Source organism: Streptomyces sp. NPDC029014 (assembly GCF_055564695.1).
The window spans coordinates 1-16,659 of the sequence record NZ_JBVHVT010000095.1 but is presented as its reverse complement, the minus strand read 5'-3'; the positions used below and the strand labels follow the sequence as shown (position 1 = coordinate 16,659).

The following is a 16,659-nucleotide window of genomic DNA, read 5'->3' as shown; positions in this document are numbered from 1 at the left end:
AGACCGGATGGCGGATCCCTATCGCTCACCGCCTGGTTCGCCCCATCGAAAAAACCGGGCGTGATCCGTATAGCGGTCCTCGGCAGGATGGACCAAGACCCCGCGCGCCTGGTCCTCACCATCAACCCCTTGGAGCGCGAGCAGTCCGAGCTCAACACCGCAGTACGTCTCCTGGCCCCCACCGTGGCCGCCGTGACCATGGCGGTGGCAGCCAGTGCCTGGTTCACAGCAGGACGCGTTCTCCGCCCCATGGAAGCGATCCGACTGAAGTTCGCCGAACTCAGCGCACACCACCTCGACCAGCGCGTCCCCGTGCCCCACGGGAACAACGAGATCACCCGTCTGGCGCGCACCATGAACACCACCCTGGACCGTCTCCAGACCACGGTCGACGAGCAGCGGCGCTTTACCGCCGATGCCTCCCACGAGCTGCGCACTCCACTGGCCTCGTTGCGCGCGGAACTGGAGATCGCCCTCGCCCAGCCCGGCAACGCCGACTGGCCCCGCGTGGTGGCCGGCGCCCTCGGAGACACCATCAGACTGCAGCGCCTGACCACTGACCTACTGCTCCTCTCCCGCCTCGATTCCCAGCAGGTGGCGCGACTGGCGTTCCGGCCGGTCGACATCGCCGACATCGTGCGGGAGGAAGCCGCACGACGCCGACCGACCTCCCAGCTCACCCTGGCCGTGCACACCGCGCCCGAACCACTGGTTGTCCACGGCGCCCCCATGCTCCTCACCCGCGTACTGGCCAACCTCCTCGACAACGCCGAACGCCATTCCACGAGCACCATCACCATCCGCCTGGCCCCGGACGCCGACCAAGTCCGCGCCGCACTGGACGTCCTCGACGACGGACCCGGCATCCCGGTCGAACACCGCAGCAGCATCTTCGACCGCTTCACCCGCCTCGACGCCGCACGCACCCGCGACGCCGGCGGCGCCGGCCTCGGCCTGGCCATCGCCCACCGAATCACCACCGCCCACCACGGCACCCTCAGCATCGTCGACACCCCACACGGCGCGCACTTCCGCGCAACGTTCCCCCTCCACCGCAACAGCGACTGACCACGCACACCTCGTGAAGCAGCACTGCCAGGCGATGGCTCCCATCGTGCCGCACCCCATGGCGGGGAGCGGGACGCCCTGCCGGGTTCTGCCGCTACCGAGCGAGCGGCTGGGCAAGCCGCTGGCCCAGGTGGCGGGCCCAGGGTCGCCTTGGGCTTGCCCACGCCGCCGACCGGACCGCAGGCTTGCCCAGAGCAGAAGGCCAGGCGCGCAATCCAGCCGCCGGCCTTCTGCGCAGGCACCTCCGATCGAGGTCCCGCTCCCGGCCACCGGGACGTGAGGCGGGTCGCTCACCGAACTGCGTGCACTGTTCGACGTCGGGGAAGAGGAGTAGGAGAAGCTCCTGACGTGGCTGCTCTCCACGCTCCTGCCGGACATCATCTGCCCGGTTGGACAGCACCCCAGCCATCAGGGGAGCTGATGTCGCTGACGAAGGCCGAGCTGTACGAGAAGGCGGACGCGGCCGGCATCCCGGGCCGCTCGTCCATGAACCACGACCAGCTCGTCGAGGCTCTCGCCCACACCGGCCGCGGTCGCCGCAAGGCCTGACCGGCGGGGCCGTTTCCCTGGCAGCAAGCGGGCGGGCGCGAGCCGCACACCGTTCGTGACCGTCTACCTGCCGGACGCTGAGTGCGGGAGCCGTGTCCACCTGCGACGGCGCGATACCTGGCCGCACCCCGGGCTCGGTAGCCGGCCCGGATATCTCTCAAGGTGACCGGCCGGCCTGTACAGCGTTGTCCCCGGCATGGACGAAACGCTGGACCTGCTGGACACCCTCCTCGACGGCGTGACCGAGCCACGTCTGAAACTGATCAGCGAAGACGAGGCCCGTGCGCTGATGGTGCTCCTCGGACTCCTCGAGGAGAACAGCCAGAGTGACCAGATCCGCCGTGCCGCAGGGGAGATGCGGTACCGGCTCAGCTCCCGCCTCGCCCGCCCCTGACACCGGGCTGTCTGCGACTGGGGCCCCGGCTCGTTCCACAGGTCGCCTCATACGCGTCTCGTACGCAGCCGGTCGGTCTGCTCCGCGAAACCGGCATCCGCTGTGCCGGTCGTAGACGGCCTCGGGCCGGATCCCCGCGGCTAGAGCCGCCTGCCGGAGCACCCCATGGACGGCAAGGTGCTCGTAGAAGAGCTAGAAAGGCGGCTCGTCGACCACGGCCGGCTCCGTTCCCTGCCCCTGGGCCCATCGGCCTGCGACAGAGGAGCAGGCCGCGGTGAGGTAGGCCAGACTTTGCCCCCCGAACGTGCAGCCAGCTGTAGGCCGTCAGCCCGTCCTGTCGCAGAAGGAGCCCGGGTGCGGAGTACCAGCGGACCGGAGACTCGTCGTCACCCGTCCACAGGGGGTAGTCCGGGAGAGCGACTCGCTCATAAAGCTGCGGAAGCTCATCCGCAGCATCGGGCGGCGACTCGCAGGCGTTGTAGAACCGCCCTTCGTCGAACAGCGCTTCCGACAGGACCAGCTCCACACACGCCAGCGAGACCCTGTCCATGAAGGGTCGCCAACCGTCCCGCGACTGCACGACGACCGGTGGGTCGGTCTCGCGCAGATCACACAGGCGCACACCCCAGAAGGCGCACCCTTGGTTCTCGCTGCGGAAGCACAGCACACCCGCGAGATCCTCGTGTACGAAGAGTTCTGAGGGAGGCAGCATCGGGTCCTGGTGCTCGAACAACGCCGAACGGCGGCCAAAGAGCAGGTATGCCTCACGCAGGGCGGTAGGCAGCGACAGACCCAGCCGGCCTTCCGCATGCTGGAGCTCTTCCTCGCCGAAGCCGTCCCCCTCGGTCAAGGGCCCGTACCACCCAGTCGCGAAGGCCCGGATGAAGTCCCATGCCTCCGAACGGTCCGCTATGCCGTCGTGCATGGCCACCGCTGCATCGAAGTCGCCCACCATGCGGTGGACCGTACCCGTTCAGCAGATCGGCCGTGAAACGATCTTGCCGACGGTGGCTGCCCCACAGGTCTATCGCGTGGCCGACGCAGCTTCACGGGGCGAGCGATTCCGGTACGAGCGGAGGTACGGGTGGACAGGGTCGGCCCACGCGAGCACACCGGTCCTCGAAATCGGCCGGAAGCCATCCACGGTGGAGCAGTCGGGGATGAGCCGTGAAACTCGCTCGCGCGGCCAGGACGAAGAGGAGCGAGGCCCACGGAGTTTGAAACCGCAGAGTGCGGTGGCCTCCCTGGTCGGTGCGGAGAGCGATCTGAAAATCCTCAGGCCCGACCAGATCGATGCTGTCCGTCACGCCGGTCCAGTAGATGGAAGCAGGGGCGTGCGGATGGCCGAAATAAGCACCTCGATCAGTAACCGTGAGTTCCCCACTCCCGTCCAGGACCCAGCGGGGCTGCGCAGCGGCGGCTGCTGCACGGCGGCGTGAGGCATTTCCCAGGGCAGACCCGAGCATGCTGCCGATGACAAACGACGGACGGCCGACGGCAACCACGTTCGTGTGCTGGTAGCTGCCGCTTCCCAGGGCGCGCCAAGTCAGCCGCTGGGCCGGCCCCACCGCCAGGACGCGTTCATTCGGAGCAAGCCGCGCGTAAGTAGCGAGACGCGGGCGCCTGTGCAACCTGTCGCTCACTAGATCCGCGAGGATGTCGCACGTATGCCACAGGTGCTCGTCCAGGTAGGTCCAGGATTGTTCGCCGTATGGTAAAGCCCTCGGATGATCCACGCACTCCCCCTCGACCGTGCTCCGGCGCCACCGTCTCCCAGGCCAGACAGTATCCAGCCCGACACGTTCTCACGCAGCCGTACCTCAGCGCCGGCTGGTCTGCCTCGTCCACAGCAATGACCTTGACATCCAAACCAAACGCCAAGCGCCAAAGCCGAGCGGGCGATCACGAGCATGTCAGAGCCCACGGCTAGCATCCGCCCGTGAACCCTGAGCTGCTGTCGATTATTGCTGTCCCCCTCCCACCTGGATCACGTCCGATGAGGGAGACGGGGGCGTCCAGGCCCTGTGACTAAGTGACGGCGCCGTATCCGCAGAGTTGTGGAAGCGGATCCGGGACGAGCATCCCCGCTCAGAAGTGTGGCCGCTGCTGCTCGACGCGCTGGATCCGAACGATGGCGAATTCCGTCCATGGGGATCCGGGGAGGTGTTCCCCGAGCGGATGTCCTCCCCGGCAAGCCACGATCCCGCCGACCTCCTCGCGCAGTGGTGGAGCACCTACACGGCCGACGATGAAGACGACGACATGCTCGACGTCAAGAGGCGCCGCGCCGTCACCGCGCCCTTCGGGCAGACATGGCCCGGCCTCGCACCCAGCCGGGGAGCGCAAGCCGACCCCGATGAACTGGCCTCCGAGTTCGCCAAGGCGTTCCTCGTCGACCGCCCGCGAACACGTCTAGGGCTGATCGCTGGACCTTCGGGTGCCGAAGCCTTGACGGTTGCAGGCTGGTTCGGCCCCTGCAACTACGACAACGACACCGCGAAGATCTCCGCCGTCCTCCACGATTGGGAGCACCGGTTCGGCGCCCGCGTCGTCGCAGTGGGATTCGACACGCTGCACCTCAGCGTCGCCTCGCCACCAGTGGACGAGCAGCAGGCCCTCCTCGTCGCGGCCGAGCACTTCGCGTTCTGCCCGGACAACATCTGGCAGGGAGGCAGGCCGTACACGCTGGCTGCGTACGCCGAGCAGATCACTGGCGCCCACCGCTGGGACTTCTGGTGGGACTGATCCGTCCCACAGCTGGGAAACGATCACCCGGCTGATGGGAAGCGATCTTCAAGGGCTTCCTTCATGCCTGCTCAGGGGCACTCGTGAACACCCCGGTGCCGCAGCCACGCCCGCGAGGCGGCAGCGGAACCCCCGCAGAGTCCAGAGGCCGCGCTGACTGGGGGCCTCTGGACTGATGAGTCAGCCGTGTTGGTCTCCTGTTGGATCTAACAGGAGACCAACAGTCCGGCGCTCTGCGCACGGTCGCGCGTTGGAACGCGGTGGTGAGCTTTGCGATGGCGGTCGCCAGGTCGCGGTGGTCTGACAGGTCGACGTCCCGCTCTTCGGCGGCCTGGCCGAGCAGGCCCAGCAGGCGGTGCAGGATCTCCGCCTCTGTGCGGCGAAGCTGCCATGCCTCGTCCCCCAGGGCGCGCTCCTCGTCGCTGACGTACTCCTGCGGGGAGTGCTGGAACCTCTCAGTGGGCGGTTCGTGAGGCGATGTCCGTTTCCCGGTGAGGCCGGTGTGGGGCTGCTGGTCGCGGGGCTTGGCAACTACTGCTTCCTGGTGAAGCTGCCGACGTCGGCCTCGGTGAGGATGTCGAGCTTGACCAGGCGTTTCAGCTTTGCGCGGGTGCCCTCGATGTTCTTCGGCAGCAGTTCGTGGTCAAGGGCTTCGCAGATGTCCCGGGCCCGTAGAGGTCCGGTCGCATCGTTGAAGACGCTGAGGATGCGGGGGTAGCCCAGACACCGATCAGATTGAACGAACCGCGATATCTGGGGGAATTAGGAGAGAAACCTTGCAATTGAGGGTGGCGTTGATCGCTGACGCCGTTCGGCGGCTCTACCGTGCTGGTCGGCATGGATTTGCGCTAGTGAGCCGACGGAGTGAGGAGGCGTATGCCAGATCACTCGACGGATGCCTCCGCGGATGGCGAGAGCAGTGTCTCCCTGTGGCTGTGGTCGCTGCTCGGCGTGTTCGCGGCTTGCGTGCCCTGTGCGCTGCTTGTGGTGGAGAAGTCCGGTTCTGCTCTCCCTCTGGTGCCGCTCACTCTGGCGATTCTTGCCGCGCTGGCCGGGTATGTGGTGGCGGTACGCGTCGTCGTGGCGGAGAAGTTCGCACAGTGTTCGAGATGGTCCCGGATCCTGGTGTGGCTTGCAGCCGCAGGCCTCTTTCTCGGCAGCGTAGCGGTGCTCTTCGCCTTCCGTCCCCCGCCACCGCCGCTCCCCCGGATGAGCGGGGTGCGTGACGTGGCCGTGGTCGGTTTCGCCGGGTACAACGGGCGCCAGGACAAGCGGGTCCTGGCCGATGTCGCGGCCGACTTCGCCCATGCCATGGCGGGACGGCTTTCCTCCGCGACCGCCGTCCGCAGTTACGCCGGCGAGGCGTCGCTGCCGCTCGCCGACCTCCAGGACACGCACCGCAGCGGGCTGGAGCGGAAGACGGCGAGGTTCGCAGACGAGACCAACGCCGAGATTGTCGTGGGCGGTCTGGTCAGTTCGGACCCAGCCGGCCAGACCACTCTGCGGCCGGCCGTCTTCGTCAGAGCCGACCAGATCCCCGACGCGCCCGAGCTCACCGGCTGGTTCCTCGGCAGACCGCTCCTCATTCCCAGCGGCTGGGAGTCGGCACAAGGCCGGGCGCAGCTGAGCGCGGAGCTGACGCGGCTGATCAGCACCCTCGCCAAGTTCGTGGACGCGCTGGACACCTGGCGCACGGGCAGTCCCGCCAAGGCCGCCCGGATCCTTCAAGGGCTGCTCGATCCGAAGCAGCAGGGCGGCACTGGCGGCTTCGTGCCGCCCGATCTGATCCGGCTGTTCCACGGCCATGCCGCAGAAGTCCAGGCGGGCGGAGAAACCGGCCCCGGCCGGCAGAAACTGCTTGAGGCAGCCCGCGCCGACTACCGCGCCATCATCAGGGACTCGCCGGCCGGACGGCGCGCCGAACTCAGTCTGCAGTTCAACACCTATCTCCGGGCCCTGGGCCCCGCCCACGAGTGCAAGCCCGCCACCGTACGGGCCGGGGAACTCGCCGAGGTTGCACAGGCCCTTCGAGCCCTTGCAAAGGACCGTGAGTTCACCGAACTCGGACGGCTCAAGGCCACAGTGAACCTCGCACAGGTCGAGAATTGCCGCATCACCGCAAAGCTGGTGGGGGACGACGGCAGGGTGGAACGGGCCGTGGCAGCGGTCAGGGCGGCCCCGGATATCACCGGCTCCGTCGAACTCCACGCGCTCGCGGAATCGATCGCCGCCGTCCACGCGGCCGGCCAAGGCGATCTGGCGGCGGCCGTCCGGCACATCCAGGTCGCCGTCAAATACGGACGGGACCCGAGCCAACGGGCCACCTGGCACGGCCTGCTGGCGCGCTGGAGTTTGGACCGCTGCGATCTGCGAACCGGCCGCACCGCCCAGCAAGACGCCCTGATCCAGCTGGCCGCGGCGGAACAGGCTGGCAGGGCGAGCACCAAGCGCATCCGCCAGTACGAGCAGCTCTTCGACGAAGAGCTGCGACAGGCCGAAAAGCGCTGCGGCACGGCGCGATGAAACGGTGCGATGAGAGGTGATGGATAGTGAACAAGCGACTGCCTCTGTGGCTGGCCGGGGTGTGCCTTCTCGCCCTCGGCTGCGAGGTGCAACGCGATAGCCAAGCAGCCCCCGCGGTCTCCGCACATGCCGCCACGCCGAGATCCTCCGCCCAAGACCTGCTGTTGGCCGAGCAGTTCCAGACGGGAGGCTACGGGGCCGGCGGCATCGACTGTGAAACGCCGAGCCGTCCAGACCTCCCCCTGGCCTGGCTGTTGTCCGACAACCTAATGGCGGAAGGTCCGGAGGTACGCCTGGGAAGCCTGGCAAACCTGTGTCTGTACGGGTTCCCGGAGAACAAACCGATCACACTTACGGTGGACGCAGGAGGGCGGACCTACACCACCCCCGTGGAGCCTGTAGCCAGCAATCACGCGCAGGAACTATCGCAGAACGCGCTCTTCGATAATCGTGCGATCGAGGTCGAGGACGTCGGCAACCATCTGCTGCAGAGCACAGACTGGACGTTTCTCCCATCCGATCCCGCCCGTACTGCAATCGCCCTATCCGGCGGGCTGACCCTGACGGCGAGCTCCGGCGACGCGACGAGCACGTACGAGGTACCGCTGCACTGGGACCAGGGAGCGAAGCCCCTGGAAGGCTGGGAGCACAGCCGCGAGATGGCGGTCTACGGATACCTTGCCGGCGCACGCGTCCCGATCGGGCTCTATCGAATCGACGAGAACCTCGTCGCAGTGCTGGAGCGGCAGATCAGCCAAGTAGTCATGCCGCCCTCCCGAGTCGCCATCTTCACCATCCCAGAAGACGTGCTCCGCCTCGTGAGCGTGAACCCCCCAGCGGACAAGGCCACTCACTGCCTGTCCGTCCCCGGGGTCGAGGATTGTGTCACGCAGCCGGTCTGAGAGGGCGGTTCGGGAGGTGATGACCGTTTCCCGGTGAGGCTGGGGCAGGGCTGCTCGTCGGGTGCTCGGCCGGCTACTGCTTCCTGGCGAAGCTGCCAACATCGACTTCGGTGAGGACATCGAGCTTGACCAGGCGTTTCAGCTTGGCGCGGGTGCCCGACGTTCTTCGGCAGCAGTTCGTGGTCGAGGGCCTGACAGACGTCGCGGGCCCGGAGAGGGCCGGTGACCTCGTTGAAGACGGCGAGGATGCGGGGGTAGTACGGGTGCTCGGGCAGGTCGGGCGAGACCGGGTGGGCGGGGAGCCGTTCGCCCAGGGCGGTGACGGTCTTCCGGGTGATGGCCAGGTGCTCGAGGTGGGTCTCGGCTTCCCGCAGCCGGGCCTGAAGTGCGGCGATCTCGGTGCGGAGGTCGTCGGCCAGGGCTCGGGCGGCGTCCTCCTGGATGCCGAGCGCGTCAAACAGTGGCTGAATGTTCACGCACTCACCGTCTGCGGGTCGCGCCAGGTGGGAGTGCTCACGCCGGTGAGCCGGCGGGCCATGACCTGAGTCATCGCCCAGTAGACGCGGGAGGCGGAGGAGGCCGGGCGGTGCTCGTAGTCGCGGACCAGGCGCCGGTGCAGTATCAGGATCCCGAAGGTCTGCTCGACCTTCCACCGCTTCGGCTGCGGGACGAACCCCTTGTCCTGCGGGTTGCGTTCGACGATCTCCACGTCGATCCCGAGCGAGGAGCCGTGGGCGACCACGGCGTTCTTGAAGCCCTGGTCGACCAGCGCCTTTTCGACGGTGCCTCCGGCGTTCTCGGCGACCTGGTCGAGCAGGGCGATGCCCGCGGCGTTGTCGTGCGTGCTCGCGGCGAGGACGGTGACGGCGATGACCAGGCCGAGCACGTCCACGGCCAGTCCCCGCTTGCGGCCCGGCACCCGTTTCGCCGCGTCCCGGCCGGTCGTGGAGGAGGGGACCCCGGCAGCCGCACGGACACTCTGCGTGTCCAGAACTACCAGGGTCGGGTCCTCTAATCGACGGGCCCGCTCACGGACCTCGCAGCGCAGGAGTTCATGAATGACCTGGTCAGTCCCGTCGTCGCGCCAGGCGGCGAAGTAGTAGTACGTTGCGCTCTTCGGCGGCAGGTCGTGGGGGAGGTAGGCCCACTGGCAGCCGGTCCGGCCCTGGTAGAGGATCGCGTTCACAATCTCCCGCATCGCATAGGCGCCCTGGTGGCCACTGACCGAGCGGTGCCGGTCCTTCCACGCCGTGATCACCGGCTCGATCAACGACCACTGCCCATCCGATAAGTCGCTCGGGTACCGGCTTCCGTTCACTCACCCCGCCACCCCAACAGACCACCGGCTGCGGACCAGCAGATTCCGCCCGCACCCGCACCATCAGGCGACGACAGAAACACTCAAAGACTCACGAACCGCCCTCTCAAAACCAGGTCACTAGGCGGATAACGACACCGTGCGCGGCGTAACCAACAAGTTCAACGAACAGCACTCTCGGCACCCCTTCACCCGCTGGCCGATCCGCAAACTCGCCGACCATCTGCGGCGCATCCTCCCCCGACACGTCCCGAGGGGCCGTAAGGCCCTGTGCTGCCTGCTCGCCCGGTGGGGCTCGAGAGTTCCATGTCCGGCCGGGTGCTGAATCGATACCTCCGGATCCCCTGCGCCCGAATCACCGGATGGAGGCGTGTCCTCCCCACCCGTCGTCACTCTCCGCAGTTAAGTTGGGCTCCGACGTCCGGTGCCCGGGGCAGCCGCGGCGTCCGCCGCGTGGATCCGCGATCGTTCCCCTCCACCCAACCTCCCTGCTCGGGCGCGAGCACACGCCCAGGAAACGGAACCGCCATGCGGGTAATCGCATACTTCATGCACGAGCATGAGGAACAGGCCGCGCTGAACATCCTCGGCAACCCCACCGCCACCGACAGCTATGTCATCGGGGACATCGCCGAGAGTGGCATTACCCAGCTCGAGAGCGCCGGACTCACCGTCGGCAGACTGGACGACGTCCGCAGCGAGACGTCCGCCATGGCCCGCGGGCGTCTGACCGGCAGATCCGCCACCCCCGAAGCGGACGGCGACGCGGAGGTCCTGGCCGTCGCCCCCGGCGACCGCGCCTCGTGGATCGTCCAGCTCGGCGAACCGCTCGTCGAACGGTACCGGGAGGAGATCGCCTCCACCGGCGTCGAGCTACAGCGCAGCGTCCCGGTCAACGCCTACATCGCGGCCGCCACCGAATCCCAGGCCGGCCAACTGGCCAACCTCGACTTCGTGGTCTCCGTCGACCGCTACGGTCCCCAAGTGGGAGCCCCCGTCCGGCTCCGGGCGGCCGAATCGCCGGCCCCGCCCACTGCAGGCGAGCCGAAGACGGCCACCGGCGGGCGCGTCTGGGATCTGCGGCTGGCAGAGACGCCCGGCGCCCGCGAGTCGGTCATGGCATGGCTCGAGGACCACGAGGCCTCTTCCGGCCTGCGCCTCATCGCCTCTGCCTCACACCGCATCCGGCTCAAGATCCCCGAGGGGTCCCCGCTGGAGACGGAGATTCCCCAACTCCCCGATGTGCTCGACATGGTCGAGTACGTCCCGCCGAAGCTGTGCAACGACCTCGCCGTCCGACTGATGGGAATCGTCCCCAACGGGGCGGGCAGCAGCGGTGTCCCGTTCACCGGCAAGGGGCAGACCGTGGCGGTCGCCGACACCGGCCTCGACCAAACTCACCCCGACTTCCAGGGCCGCATCGTCGGCGTGGTCGCGCTCGGCCGCCCCGGGGTCAGCGACGACCCGGACGGGCACGGCACCCATGTCGCAGGCTCCGTGCTGGGAGACGGTTCCGCCTCCCAGGGCCAGATTCGCGGCGCTGCTCCCGAAGCGAAGCTCTACTTCCAATCAATCATGGATGCGGCGGGAAACCTCGGCGGACTGCCCCTCTCCCTCGCCGATCTCTTCGAGCCCGCCTACCAGGCCGGCGCCCGCATCCACAGCAACAGCTGGGGTGCCGCAACTCAATCCGCGTACACCATCGACTCCGACGACGTCGACTCCTACGTCCACCAACGCCGCGACATGCTCGTCGTCATCGCCGCTGGCAACGAGGGAACCGCCGGGGTACGCCTGAACTCGCCCAAGGGCTTCGTCGACTGGGCATCCATCGGTTCACCCGGCTCCTGCAAGAACGCCCTCACCGTGGGAGCCAGCCGCAGCGACCGTACGAGCGGCGGCTTCTCCCAGGCCACCTACAACAGCCTGTGGCCGGGAGACTACCCCGACCCGCCCATCGGCGCCGACCGCGTGTCCGGCGACCCCGAATCCCTTGCCGCCTTCAGCAGCCGCGGCCCCTGTGACGACTTCCGCATCAAGCCGGAGCTTATGGCCCCCGGAACCGACATCCTGTCCGCCCGGTCCTCCCTCGCCCCCTCGAACCACTTCTGGGGGCTGCACCCCCAGAACCCCCGGTACGCCTACATGGGCGGGACCAGCATGGCCACCCCCCTCGCCTCGGGCTGCGCCGCACTCGTACGCCAGTACTACGCCGACCGGCGCAGCACCGAGCCCAGCGCAGCCCTCGTCAAGGCCACCCTGATCAACGGCGCACGCACGCTGTCGGGGCCTGACTCGACGGCCAAATTCCCGCACTACCAACAGGGCTTCGGTGCCATCCACATGCCCACCACCCTTCCCGACGACGGGGCGGCGGACTTCGACCTCGAGTTCGTCGACACGTGGCAGAAGCCGGCCAAGCAGTTCCAGCGCACCGGGGAACGCAAGCGCTTCAACGTGACTGCGGGATCAGCCACGCCCTTCCGGCTCTGCCTCGCGTACACAGACCTGCCCGGCCGCGGTCTCCAGAACGACGTCAGCGTGATCGTCCAGGCCCCCGACGGCACCAAGCATGTCGGGAACGCGGGACTGCCCAACCCGCTGATCGGCAGTGACTGCACCAACAACGTCGAGGTCGTCCGCATCGATGCGCCGCCTGCCGGTACCTACCTCATCCAGATCTTCGCCCGCAACCTGCTGGCCGGACCGCAGGACTTCGCCCTCGTCGTCACCGGCGATCTGAACGGCCCGATCGCGCAACTGGCCAACTGACCCGGCCGCGACAGAAGAAGCGGGCAGATGACGACGGCAGCACCGCCGCCTGCGGCGTCCCCGTTGTAGCAATACGGCAATCGGCCGATGTGTGGGGATCCTCCTTCAGCAGGCGTCCCTGCTCAGTGCTGGCGAGGTCAGGCCGAGGTGCGAAGCGGGGCGGCTTGCGGAAGGAAAACTGCTGCCCCGGCCCGCTGCGCGCGTTCGGCTCGGGCCCGGTGCAGGGCTGCGGTCTCCGTGGCGGCGAACTCCCGGCGCCGCTGCTGGACGCTGGCGTCGATCGGCGCCGGCTGGTCATCGGTGTGCTGGTCCGCCTCGGGGAAAGCCCGCTGGCTGAGTGCCCGCAGGACGCGTGCCTGCCGCGCGGCCGCCTGCGCGATGCCCGGGTCCGCTCGGGACGGCCTCCGCGCGGCACGGTGCGCTTCGACGGCGAGGCGGTAGCCCTCTGGCGGAGTAGACCGCTGCTCCTGGCCGCGAGCGGAAGGCTCTGGTGGACGACGTTGTGCTTGCCTGCGGTGGTCATGCCCGCCGCGATCCGCTGCGCCGGTCCACCCGTCATCTTCGACACGCCTATCCCCTCCCGTTCACCCGGCCGTAGCGCGGCCGCACCGCGCCTGCCGAAATACTGCCCGCCGGTCTGCGAGGAGAGAACCACTGAACGGCCTATCGGCATTGTCCGCAGCGAGGTGGACTGCGCGCCGACAGCCTGAACCTCCGCCGGGCGCGCGGGGCGGCTCTTCCGGCGCGGTACCGGCGCAGGGCGGCACATGCTGCAGCGAAGAGCAGGTGGGAGTTCCCCCAAGCTTCGGTGTGACGTGGCAGCAGGAGTCCGTTAGCTTGATCGTTCGCATCGGTACGGGGAGGGGCACACTGTGAGCGGGCTAACGCCTGAGCTGCAGTTCATCGCGAAGGGCATGATCCGCGGGTCGATGGGCTTGTTGGATTCGATGCGCGGGGCGCGGGATACCGCTATCGCGTTGGGGCATGAGCTCGATCGGCAGCACGGTATGGCCGGTGACGACGATGCGGGCCGGTCGTTTGCCAAGGTCTACGTGCCGGCGGCATCCACGACGCTGGACACGATGGGGTTCAGCTCGCACCTCCTTGGTGCCACGAGCCGTGGCCTGATGCGCAATGAACCGTTCCGACTTTCCTGCCGGTGTTTTGGTGGCCGGTGATCAGTCGGCTCGTGGTTCTGTGTCAGCGTAGTGTGCCGCCTCGTACTCGGTGGGGCTGATCATGCCCAGACTCGAGTGCAGGCGCCGGTTGTTGTACCACTCCACCCACGAGGCAGTGGCGTACTCGACCTCGGTGATCGTCTTCCAGGGGCCGTCGTGGAAGACGTTGGTGCGGATGCATTCGGACTTGTAGAGGCCGTTGATGGTCTCCATCAGGGCGTTGTCGTAGGCGTCGCCGACGCTTCCGACCGGGGGCGGATGCCCTCGAGCCGGAGGTGTTCGGTGAAGCGCACGCTCGTATATTGCGAGCCCGCGTCCGAGTGGCATATGAGCTGGTCCCGCCCCACCGGGGTGCCCTCGTGGCCGCGTCGCCACAACGCCATTCTGAGCGGCACGTCGACCAGTTCCACGTCCCGCTTCACCGAAGCGTGCCAGCCTACGATCTTCTGCGAGAAGCAGTCCACGATGAACGCGACGTAGGTGAACGACTGATACGTCCGGACATAAGTGAAGTCGGTGATCCACTTCTGGTCCGGGACGGGAGCGGTGAAGTCCCTGTTCAGCAGGTCCGCCGCCCGGCTGTCGGCCGGATTGGGGACGGTCGTTCTGGGTCTCTTCCCGCGCACCACGCCCGCCAGGCCGAGTGAGCGCATGGCCCGGTCGACGGCCCCGAAGCCGGCCTCGGGCAGGCGGGTGCGGCGGATGAGAGCCAGCATCTTGCGCCGGCCGTAGAGACCCTCGGGAGCCAGCACACGCCGCCCGGCTGCGTTGGTGGTGAAGGCCAGCTCGCGGACGGCGGCCTCGACCAGGGCGTCGCTCACGGTCCGGGCCGCGGGTCCGTTCGCCGGCCCGGCCGGGGCACACCAGGCTCGTAAGGTTCGTGCCGCGATCTTCAGTCCCGCGGTGTTCAGGGCGGTGAGGATCGACTCGACGGCGTGACCGACCGCCTTCATCTGGTCGACGAAGGCGACGATCAGCGGTTTCGGGGGTCGAGTTCCCCCGCGAAGAAAATTGTCGCCGACTTCAGTACCTCGTTGACCTCGCGCAGCCGCTTGTTCTCCGCCCGCAGCCTGCGCAGCTCCTCGCGTTCGTCGCTGGTCACACCAGCCGCGACGCCCGTGTCGATCTCGTGCTGGGCCACCCAGCGCCGCACGGACTCCCGGGAGACGCCCAAGGAATCAGCGACCTGGACATGGACAGCACGCTCGGTGGAGTACTCCGAGCGGTGCTGTGTCACCAGACGCACAGCCTGGCTCCGAAGCGCGGGGTCAATCTTCTTCGGCACGTGTCCCATCCTCTCTGATGGCTCACAACGGAGCGGCAGAGAAGTCAGAACGGTGCAGATTGCGGTGCACGGTAGACGCGGTCAGGCCCAGGATCGGGCCGATCCATGCGGGCCCAAGCTTGCGGGTCCGTCGCAGCTCTCAGACCCGTTCCTCCACGACGGAGGGCGTCCGGTGCCGGGTCTGCTGGAGCGGTCGGCCAGGCCGGCCTCGCCTTCGGCTTTCCAGCGGCGGCTCCATTTGTGGGCCGTGGGCCTGGATATGCCCATCTCAGCCGCCACGTGCGCGACCGGACGCCCGGATCGGACACGCTCGACCAGGATCCGCCTGCCGTGAACGGTCAGCCGGGCATTACGGTGGGACACGAAGACCTCCGTGTGCGGTGTGGAGCCTAGACACCTCCACCACACCGGAGGTCTTCGCCGCGATCAAGACCCGACCCTGTTAACAACGCTCGCGATCAATACAGCTAGTTGCCCAGCCAAGGGCGGTTGGGGAGACTACCCAGTAGAGATTCGAGCTTCCGGGCTACAACTCGCATCGCGGCTTCAAGATCCTCCATTGAAACCTCTTTTTGCTTGTACGAGCCGAACGCGTCATACAGCAAATCATGCTGCTCGTAGAAGCTTTCCAAGAGCTCCAGGTCGCTATACGATGAGCCTGAACTGGAAAGCTTCCCGACCGCCGAATACCACCACGACAAACGGGCATCAGCCAGGATGATACGCCCCCTCAATTCTCTTATTGAATACACCCTCGCTTTCGGCCATGCATTCATCTCGATCATCATGTCAGTAAACGATGGTAGGTCACTCACGGAACAGGATCCACCCCTTTCCGCTCAGCCGCCAAAGTTATTTCTAATCCATTTGACCATATCTCTACCCTGCGGTAGGGGGTTACCCCCGCCAGCCTCAACGACCCTACTACAATAGGTCAAGCAGTTATTGGTCAGCGCATCATCCGCCCCTTGACCCGAACCACCCCTGTGCGCCTTCTTGGCATAGGATATAGCCGCGTCAGGATTCGACAGATCAATGCCCACCGAACCTCGGCGAGAATTCGCGTACGAGAAATTATCCGGCATTGGTTTCAGGGTTCCGCCCGGATTCATCGCGTGGGTGTTAAATGACTCCCCATTAGCGGTCCTGATTTCAAGAGTGTAGTGCGGGCCATCCTGAAGCTCGTACTTGTGAATAGTGGCGGTACCAGAGCCCCCGCAGTTGTGAACCAGGACGGGCGTGGCGCCAGCGAGCACATAGTATGTGTGCAGATCGGCGACAGTGAGGTTGTAGGTGTCATTGACGCCGGTGTACGTGTGCGTGCCGGCTACGGACACGGTCACGCCTGTTTCCGTGCGGAGGGTCATGCCGGGGCGGAGCTGCTCGGCGTCGAGCCATGCGTCCTCGGATTCCGACCAGAACGGGTGCTGCCCCGTCGCCGTTATGTTCTCGGCACCCTCAGGAGTTGCCACAGTGATGTCCACATAGGACTTGTCGTCCTTGGTGTATATCGCGGCAGTAACACCCTTAGACATCGTTTCTTTTGGCGTGATTGTTCGTTGAACCGTGCCTGACGGATCTGGTTGAGCGGCTGGTGCCGGACGAGTTGTGGGTGCTGTTCCGGAGGGTGGTGCCTCCGACGGAGGTGGTACGTCCGCAGGGTGGCGGCCGGCGCCGGGCGGGTGATCGCGAGGCCTTGGCCGCGGTCATCTTCGTGGCGACGTCGGGTTGCGCTTGGAGGCAGCTGCCGCCTGTGTTCGGTCCGAGTTGGCAGACGGTTTACCGGCGTTTTGCCCAGTGGAGTCGGGCCCGGGTCTGGGCCCGACCCCACCCCGTCATCCTCGACGAACCCGGCGCCCGTGGGGAACCTGACCGGTCGTGCTGCGCCATCTACCCCGCCCACCCGCGGGCTGGAAAAGGGGGAC

The 16,659-nt window shown here is 67.2% G+C and carries 13 protein-coding genes and 4 pseudogenes; 11 read left to right on the top strand and 6 right to left on the bottom strand.

All coding sequences use genetic code 11. The features are described 5' to 3' along the window. Positions 1-87: 87 nt before the first annotated feature. From ACZ4VL_RS34655 to ACZ4VL_RS34640, 4 genes are all read left to right on the top strand, one after another. The gene (locus ACZ4VL_RS34655) at positions 88-1,068 is read left to right on the top strand and encodes a sensor histidine kinase (RefSeq protein WP_468208196.1); all 981 of its coding nucleotides are present in this window, start codon (positions 88-90) and stop codon (positions 1,066-1,068) included. 420 nt (positions 1,069-1,488) lie between these two features. Beyond that, complete coding sequence (locus ACZ4VL_RS34650; RefSeq protein ID WP_468208193.1) at positions 1,489-1,617, top strand: hypothetical protein; 129 nt, start codon at positions 1,489-1,491, stop codon at positions 1,615-1,617. Between the two features lie 196 nt (positions 1,618-1,813). Continuing rightward, positions 1,814-2,011, top strand: coding sequence for a hypothetical protein (locus ACZ4VL_RS34645; protein WP_468208190.1), 198 nt, complete (start codon positions 1,814-1,816; stop codon positions 2,009-2,011). 2,094 nt (positions 2,012-4,105) lie between these two features. Continuing rightward, positions 4,106-4,756 (top strand): DUF4253 domain-containing protein, encoded by a 651-nt coding sequence (locus tag ACZ4VL_RS34640; protein WP_468208187.1) that lies wholly within the window; start codon positions 4,106-4,108, stop codon positions 4,754-4,756. A gap of 531 nt (positions 4,757-5,287) precedes the next feature. Here ACZ4VL_RS34640 and ACZ4VL_RS34635 read toward each other — a convergent pair. Continuing rightward, positions 5,288-5,473, bottom strand: a pseudogene (locus ACZ4VL_RS34635) (hypothetical protein); the annotation flags it as partial. Between the two features lie 159 nt (positions 5,474-5,632). Between ACZ4VL_RS34635 and ACZ4VL_RS34630 the strand changes: the two are divergent. The 3 genes from ACZ4VL_RS34630 to ACZ4VL_RS34620 all read left to right on the top strand — a co-directional run bounded on the left by ACZ4VL_RS34630 (position 5,633) and on the right by ACZ4VL_RS34620 (position 8,726). Further along, positions 5,633-7,279: a hypothetical protein gene (locus ACZ4VL_RS34630; protein WP_468208184.1), complete on the top strand. Its 1,647-nt coding sequence runs from the start codon at positions 5,633-5,635 to the stop codon at positions 7,277-7,279. Between the two features lie 26 nt (positions 7,280-7,305). Further along, entirely contained in the window at positions 7,306-8,181 is an 876-nt protein-coding gene (locus tag ACZ4VL_RS34625) for a hypothetical protein (RefSeq protein ID WP_468208181.1), read from the top strand. 125 nt (positions 8,182-8,306) lie between these two features. After that, complete coding sequence (locus ACZ4VL_RS34620) at positions 8,307-8,726, top strand: hypothetical protein (protein ID WP_468208178.1); 420 nt, start codon at positions 8,307-8,309, stop codon at positions 8,724-8,726. Here the strand turns inward: ACZ4VL_RS34620 and ACZ4VL_RS34615 are convergent. Further along, positions 8,654-9,503: pseudogene (locus tag ACZ4VL_RS34615) on the bottom strand (IS5 family transposase). The gene ACZ4VL_RS34620 and the pseudogene ACZ4VL_RS34615 overlap by 73 nt on opposite strands. A 524-nt stretch (positions 9,504-10,027) precedes the next feature. Between ACZ4VL_RS34615 and ACZ4VL_RS34610 the strand changes: the two are divergent. The 3 genes from ACZ4VL_RS34610 to ACZ4VL_RS34600 all read left to right on the top strand — a co-directional run bounded on the left by ACZ4VL_RS34610 (position 10,028) and on the right by ACZ4VL_RS34600 (position 13,449). Beyond that, positions 10,028-12,271 (top strand): S8 family serine peptidase, encoded by a 2,244-nt coding sequence (locus ACZ4VL_RS34610; protein ID WP_468208176.1) that lies wholly within the window; start codon positions 10,028-10,030, stop codon positions 12,269-12,271. Between the two features lie 164 nt (positions 12,272-12,435). After that, positions 12,436-12,981 (top strand): hypothetical protein, encoded by a 546-nt coding sequence (locus ACZ4VL_RS34605; protein WP_468208173.1) that lies wholly within the window; start codon positions 12,436-12,438, stop codon positions 12,979-12,981. Between the two features lie 162 nt (positions 12,982-13,143). Beyond that, positions 13,144-13,449 carry a hypothetical protein gene (locus ACZ4VL_RS34600; protein WP_468208170.1) on the top strand — a complete coding sequence of 102 codons (306 nt, stop codon included), beginning with the start codon at positions 13,144-13,146 and terminating at the stop codon, positions 13,447-13,449. On the opposite strand, the pseudogene ACZ4VL_RS34595 reads toward ACZ4VL_RS34600, so the two are convergent. The 4 genes and pseudogenes from ACZ4VL_RS34595 to ACZ4VL_RS34580 form a co-directional block, all read right to left on the bottom strand. Continuing rightward, positions 13,450-14,734 (bottom strand): annotated as a pseudogene (locus ACZ4VL_RS34595) (IS3 family transposase). It abuts the gene before it with no gap. Positions 14,735-14,789: 55 nt separating this feature from the next. Continuing rightward, a pseudogene (locus ACZ4VL_RS34590) lies at positions 14,790-15,097 on the bottom strand (helix-turn-helix domain-containing protein); the annotation flags it as partial. Between the two features lie 104 nt (positions 15,098-15,201). Next, positions 15,202-15,522, bottom strand: a complete 321-nt coding sequence (locus ACZ4VL_RS34585) for a hypothetical protein (RefSeq protein WP_468208167.1) — start codon at positions 15,520-15,522, stop codon at positions 15,202-15,204. Between the two features lie 51 nt (positions 15,523-15,573). Beyond that, positions 15,574-16,269 carry a polymorphic toxin-type HINT domain-containing protein gene (locus ACZ4VL_RS34580; protein ID WP_468208164.1) on the bottom strand — a complete coding sequence of 232 codons (696 nt, stop codon included), beginning with the start codon at positions 16,267-16,269 and terminating at the stop codon, positions 15,574-15,576. A gap of 35 nt (positions 16,270-16,304) precedes the next feature. On the opposite strand from ACZ4VL_RS34580, the gene ACZ4VL_RS34575 reads away from it, so the two are divergent. Next, a partial coding sequence (locus tag ACZ4VL_RS34575) for a transposase (protein WP_468208230.1) occupies positions 16,305-16,659 on the top strand: 355 nt, incomplete at its 3' end.

What these genes read in the sequence shown, in the direction of transcription:
- ACZ4VL_RS34630 (WP_468208184.1), top strand. Translation starts at nt 5,633, where the DNA reads ATGCCAGATCACTCGACGGATGCCTCCGCGGATGGCGAGAGCAGTGTC.
- ACZ4VL_RS34645 (WP_468208190.1), top strand. Translation starts at nt 1,814, where the DNA reads ATGGACGAAACGCTGGACCTGCTGGACACCCTCCTCGACGGCGTGACC.
- ACZ4VL_RS34610 (WP_468208176.1), top strand. Translation starts at nt 10,028, where the DNA reads ATGCGGGTAATCGCATACTTCATGCACGAGCATGAGGAACAGGCCGCG.
- ACZ4VL_RS34650 (WP_468208193.1), top strand. Translation starts at nt 1,489, where the DNA reads ATGTCGCTGACGAAGGCCGAGCTGTACGAGAAGGCGGACGCGGCCGGC.
- ACZ4VL_RS34585 (WP_468208167.1), bottom strand. Translation starts at nt 15,522, where the DNA reads ATGATGATCGAGATGAATGCATGGCCGAAAGCGAGGGTGTATTCAATA.
- ACZ4VL_RS34580 (WP_468208164.1), bottom strand. Translation starts at nt 16,269, where the DNA reads ATGTCTAAGGGTGTTACTGCCGCGATATACACCAAGGACGACAAGTCC.
- ACZ4VL_RS34655 (WP_468208196.1), top strand. Translation starts at nt 88, where the DNA reads ATGGACCAAGACCCCGCGCGCCTGGTCCTCACCATCAACCCCTTGGAG.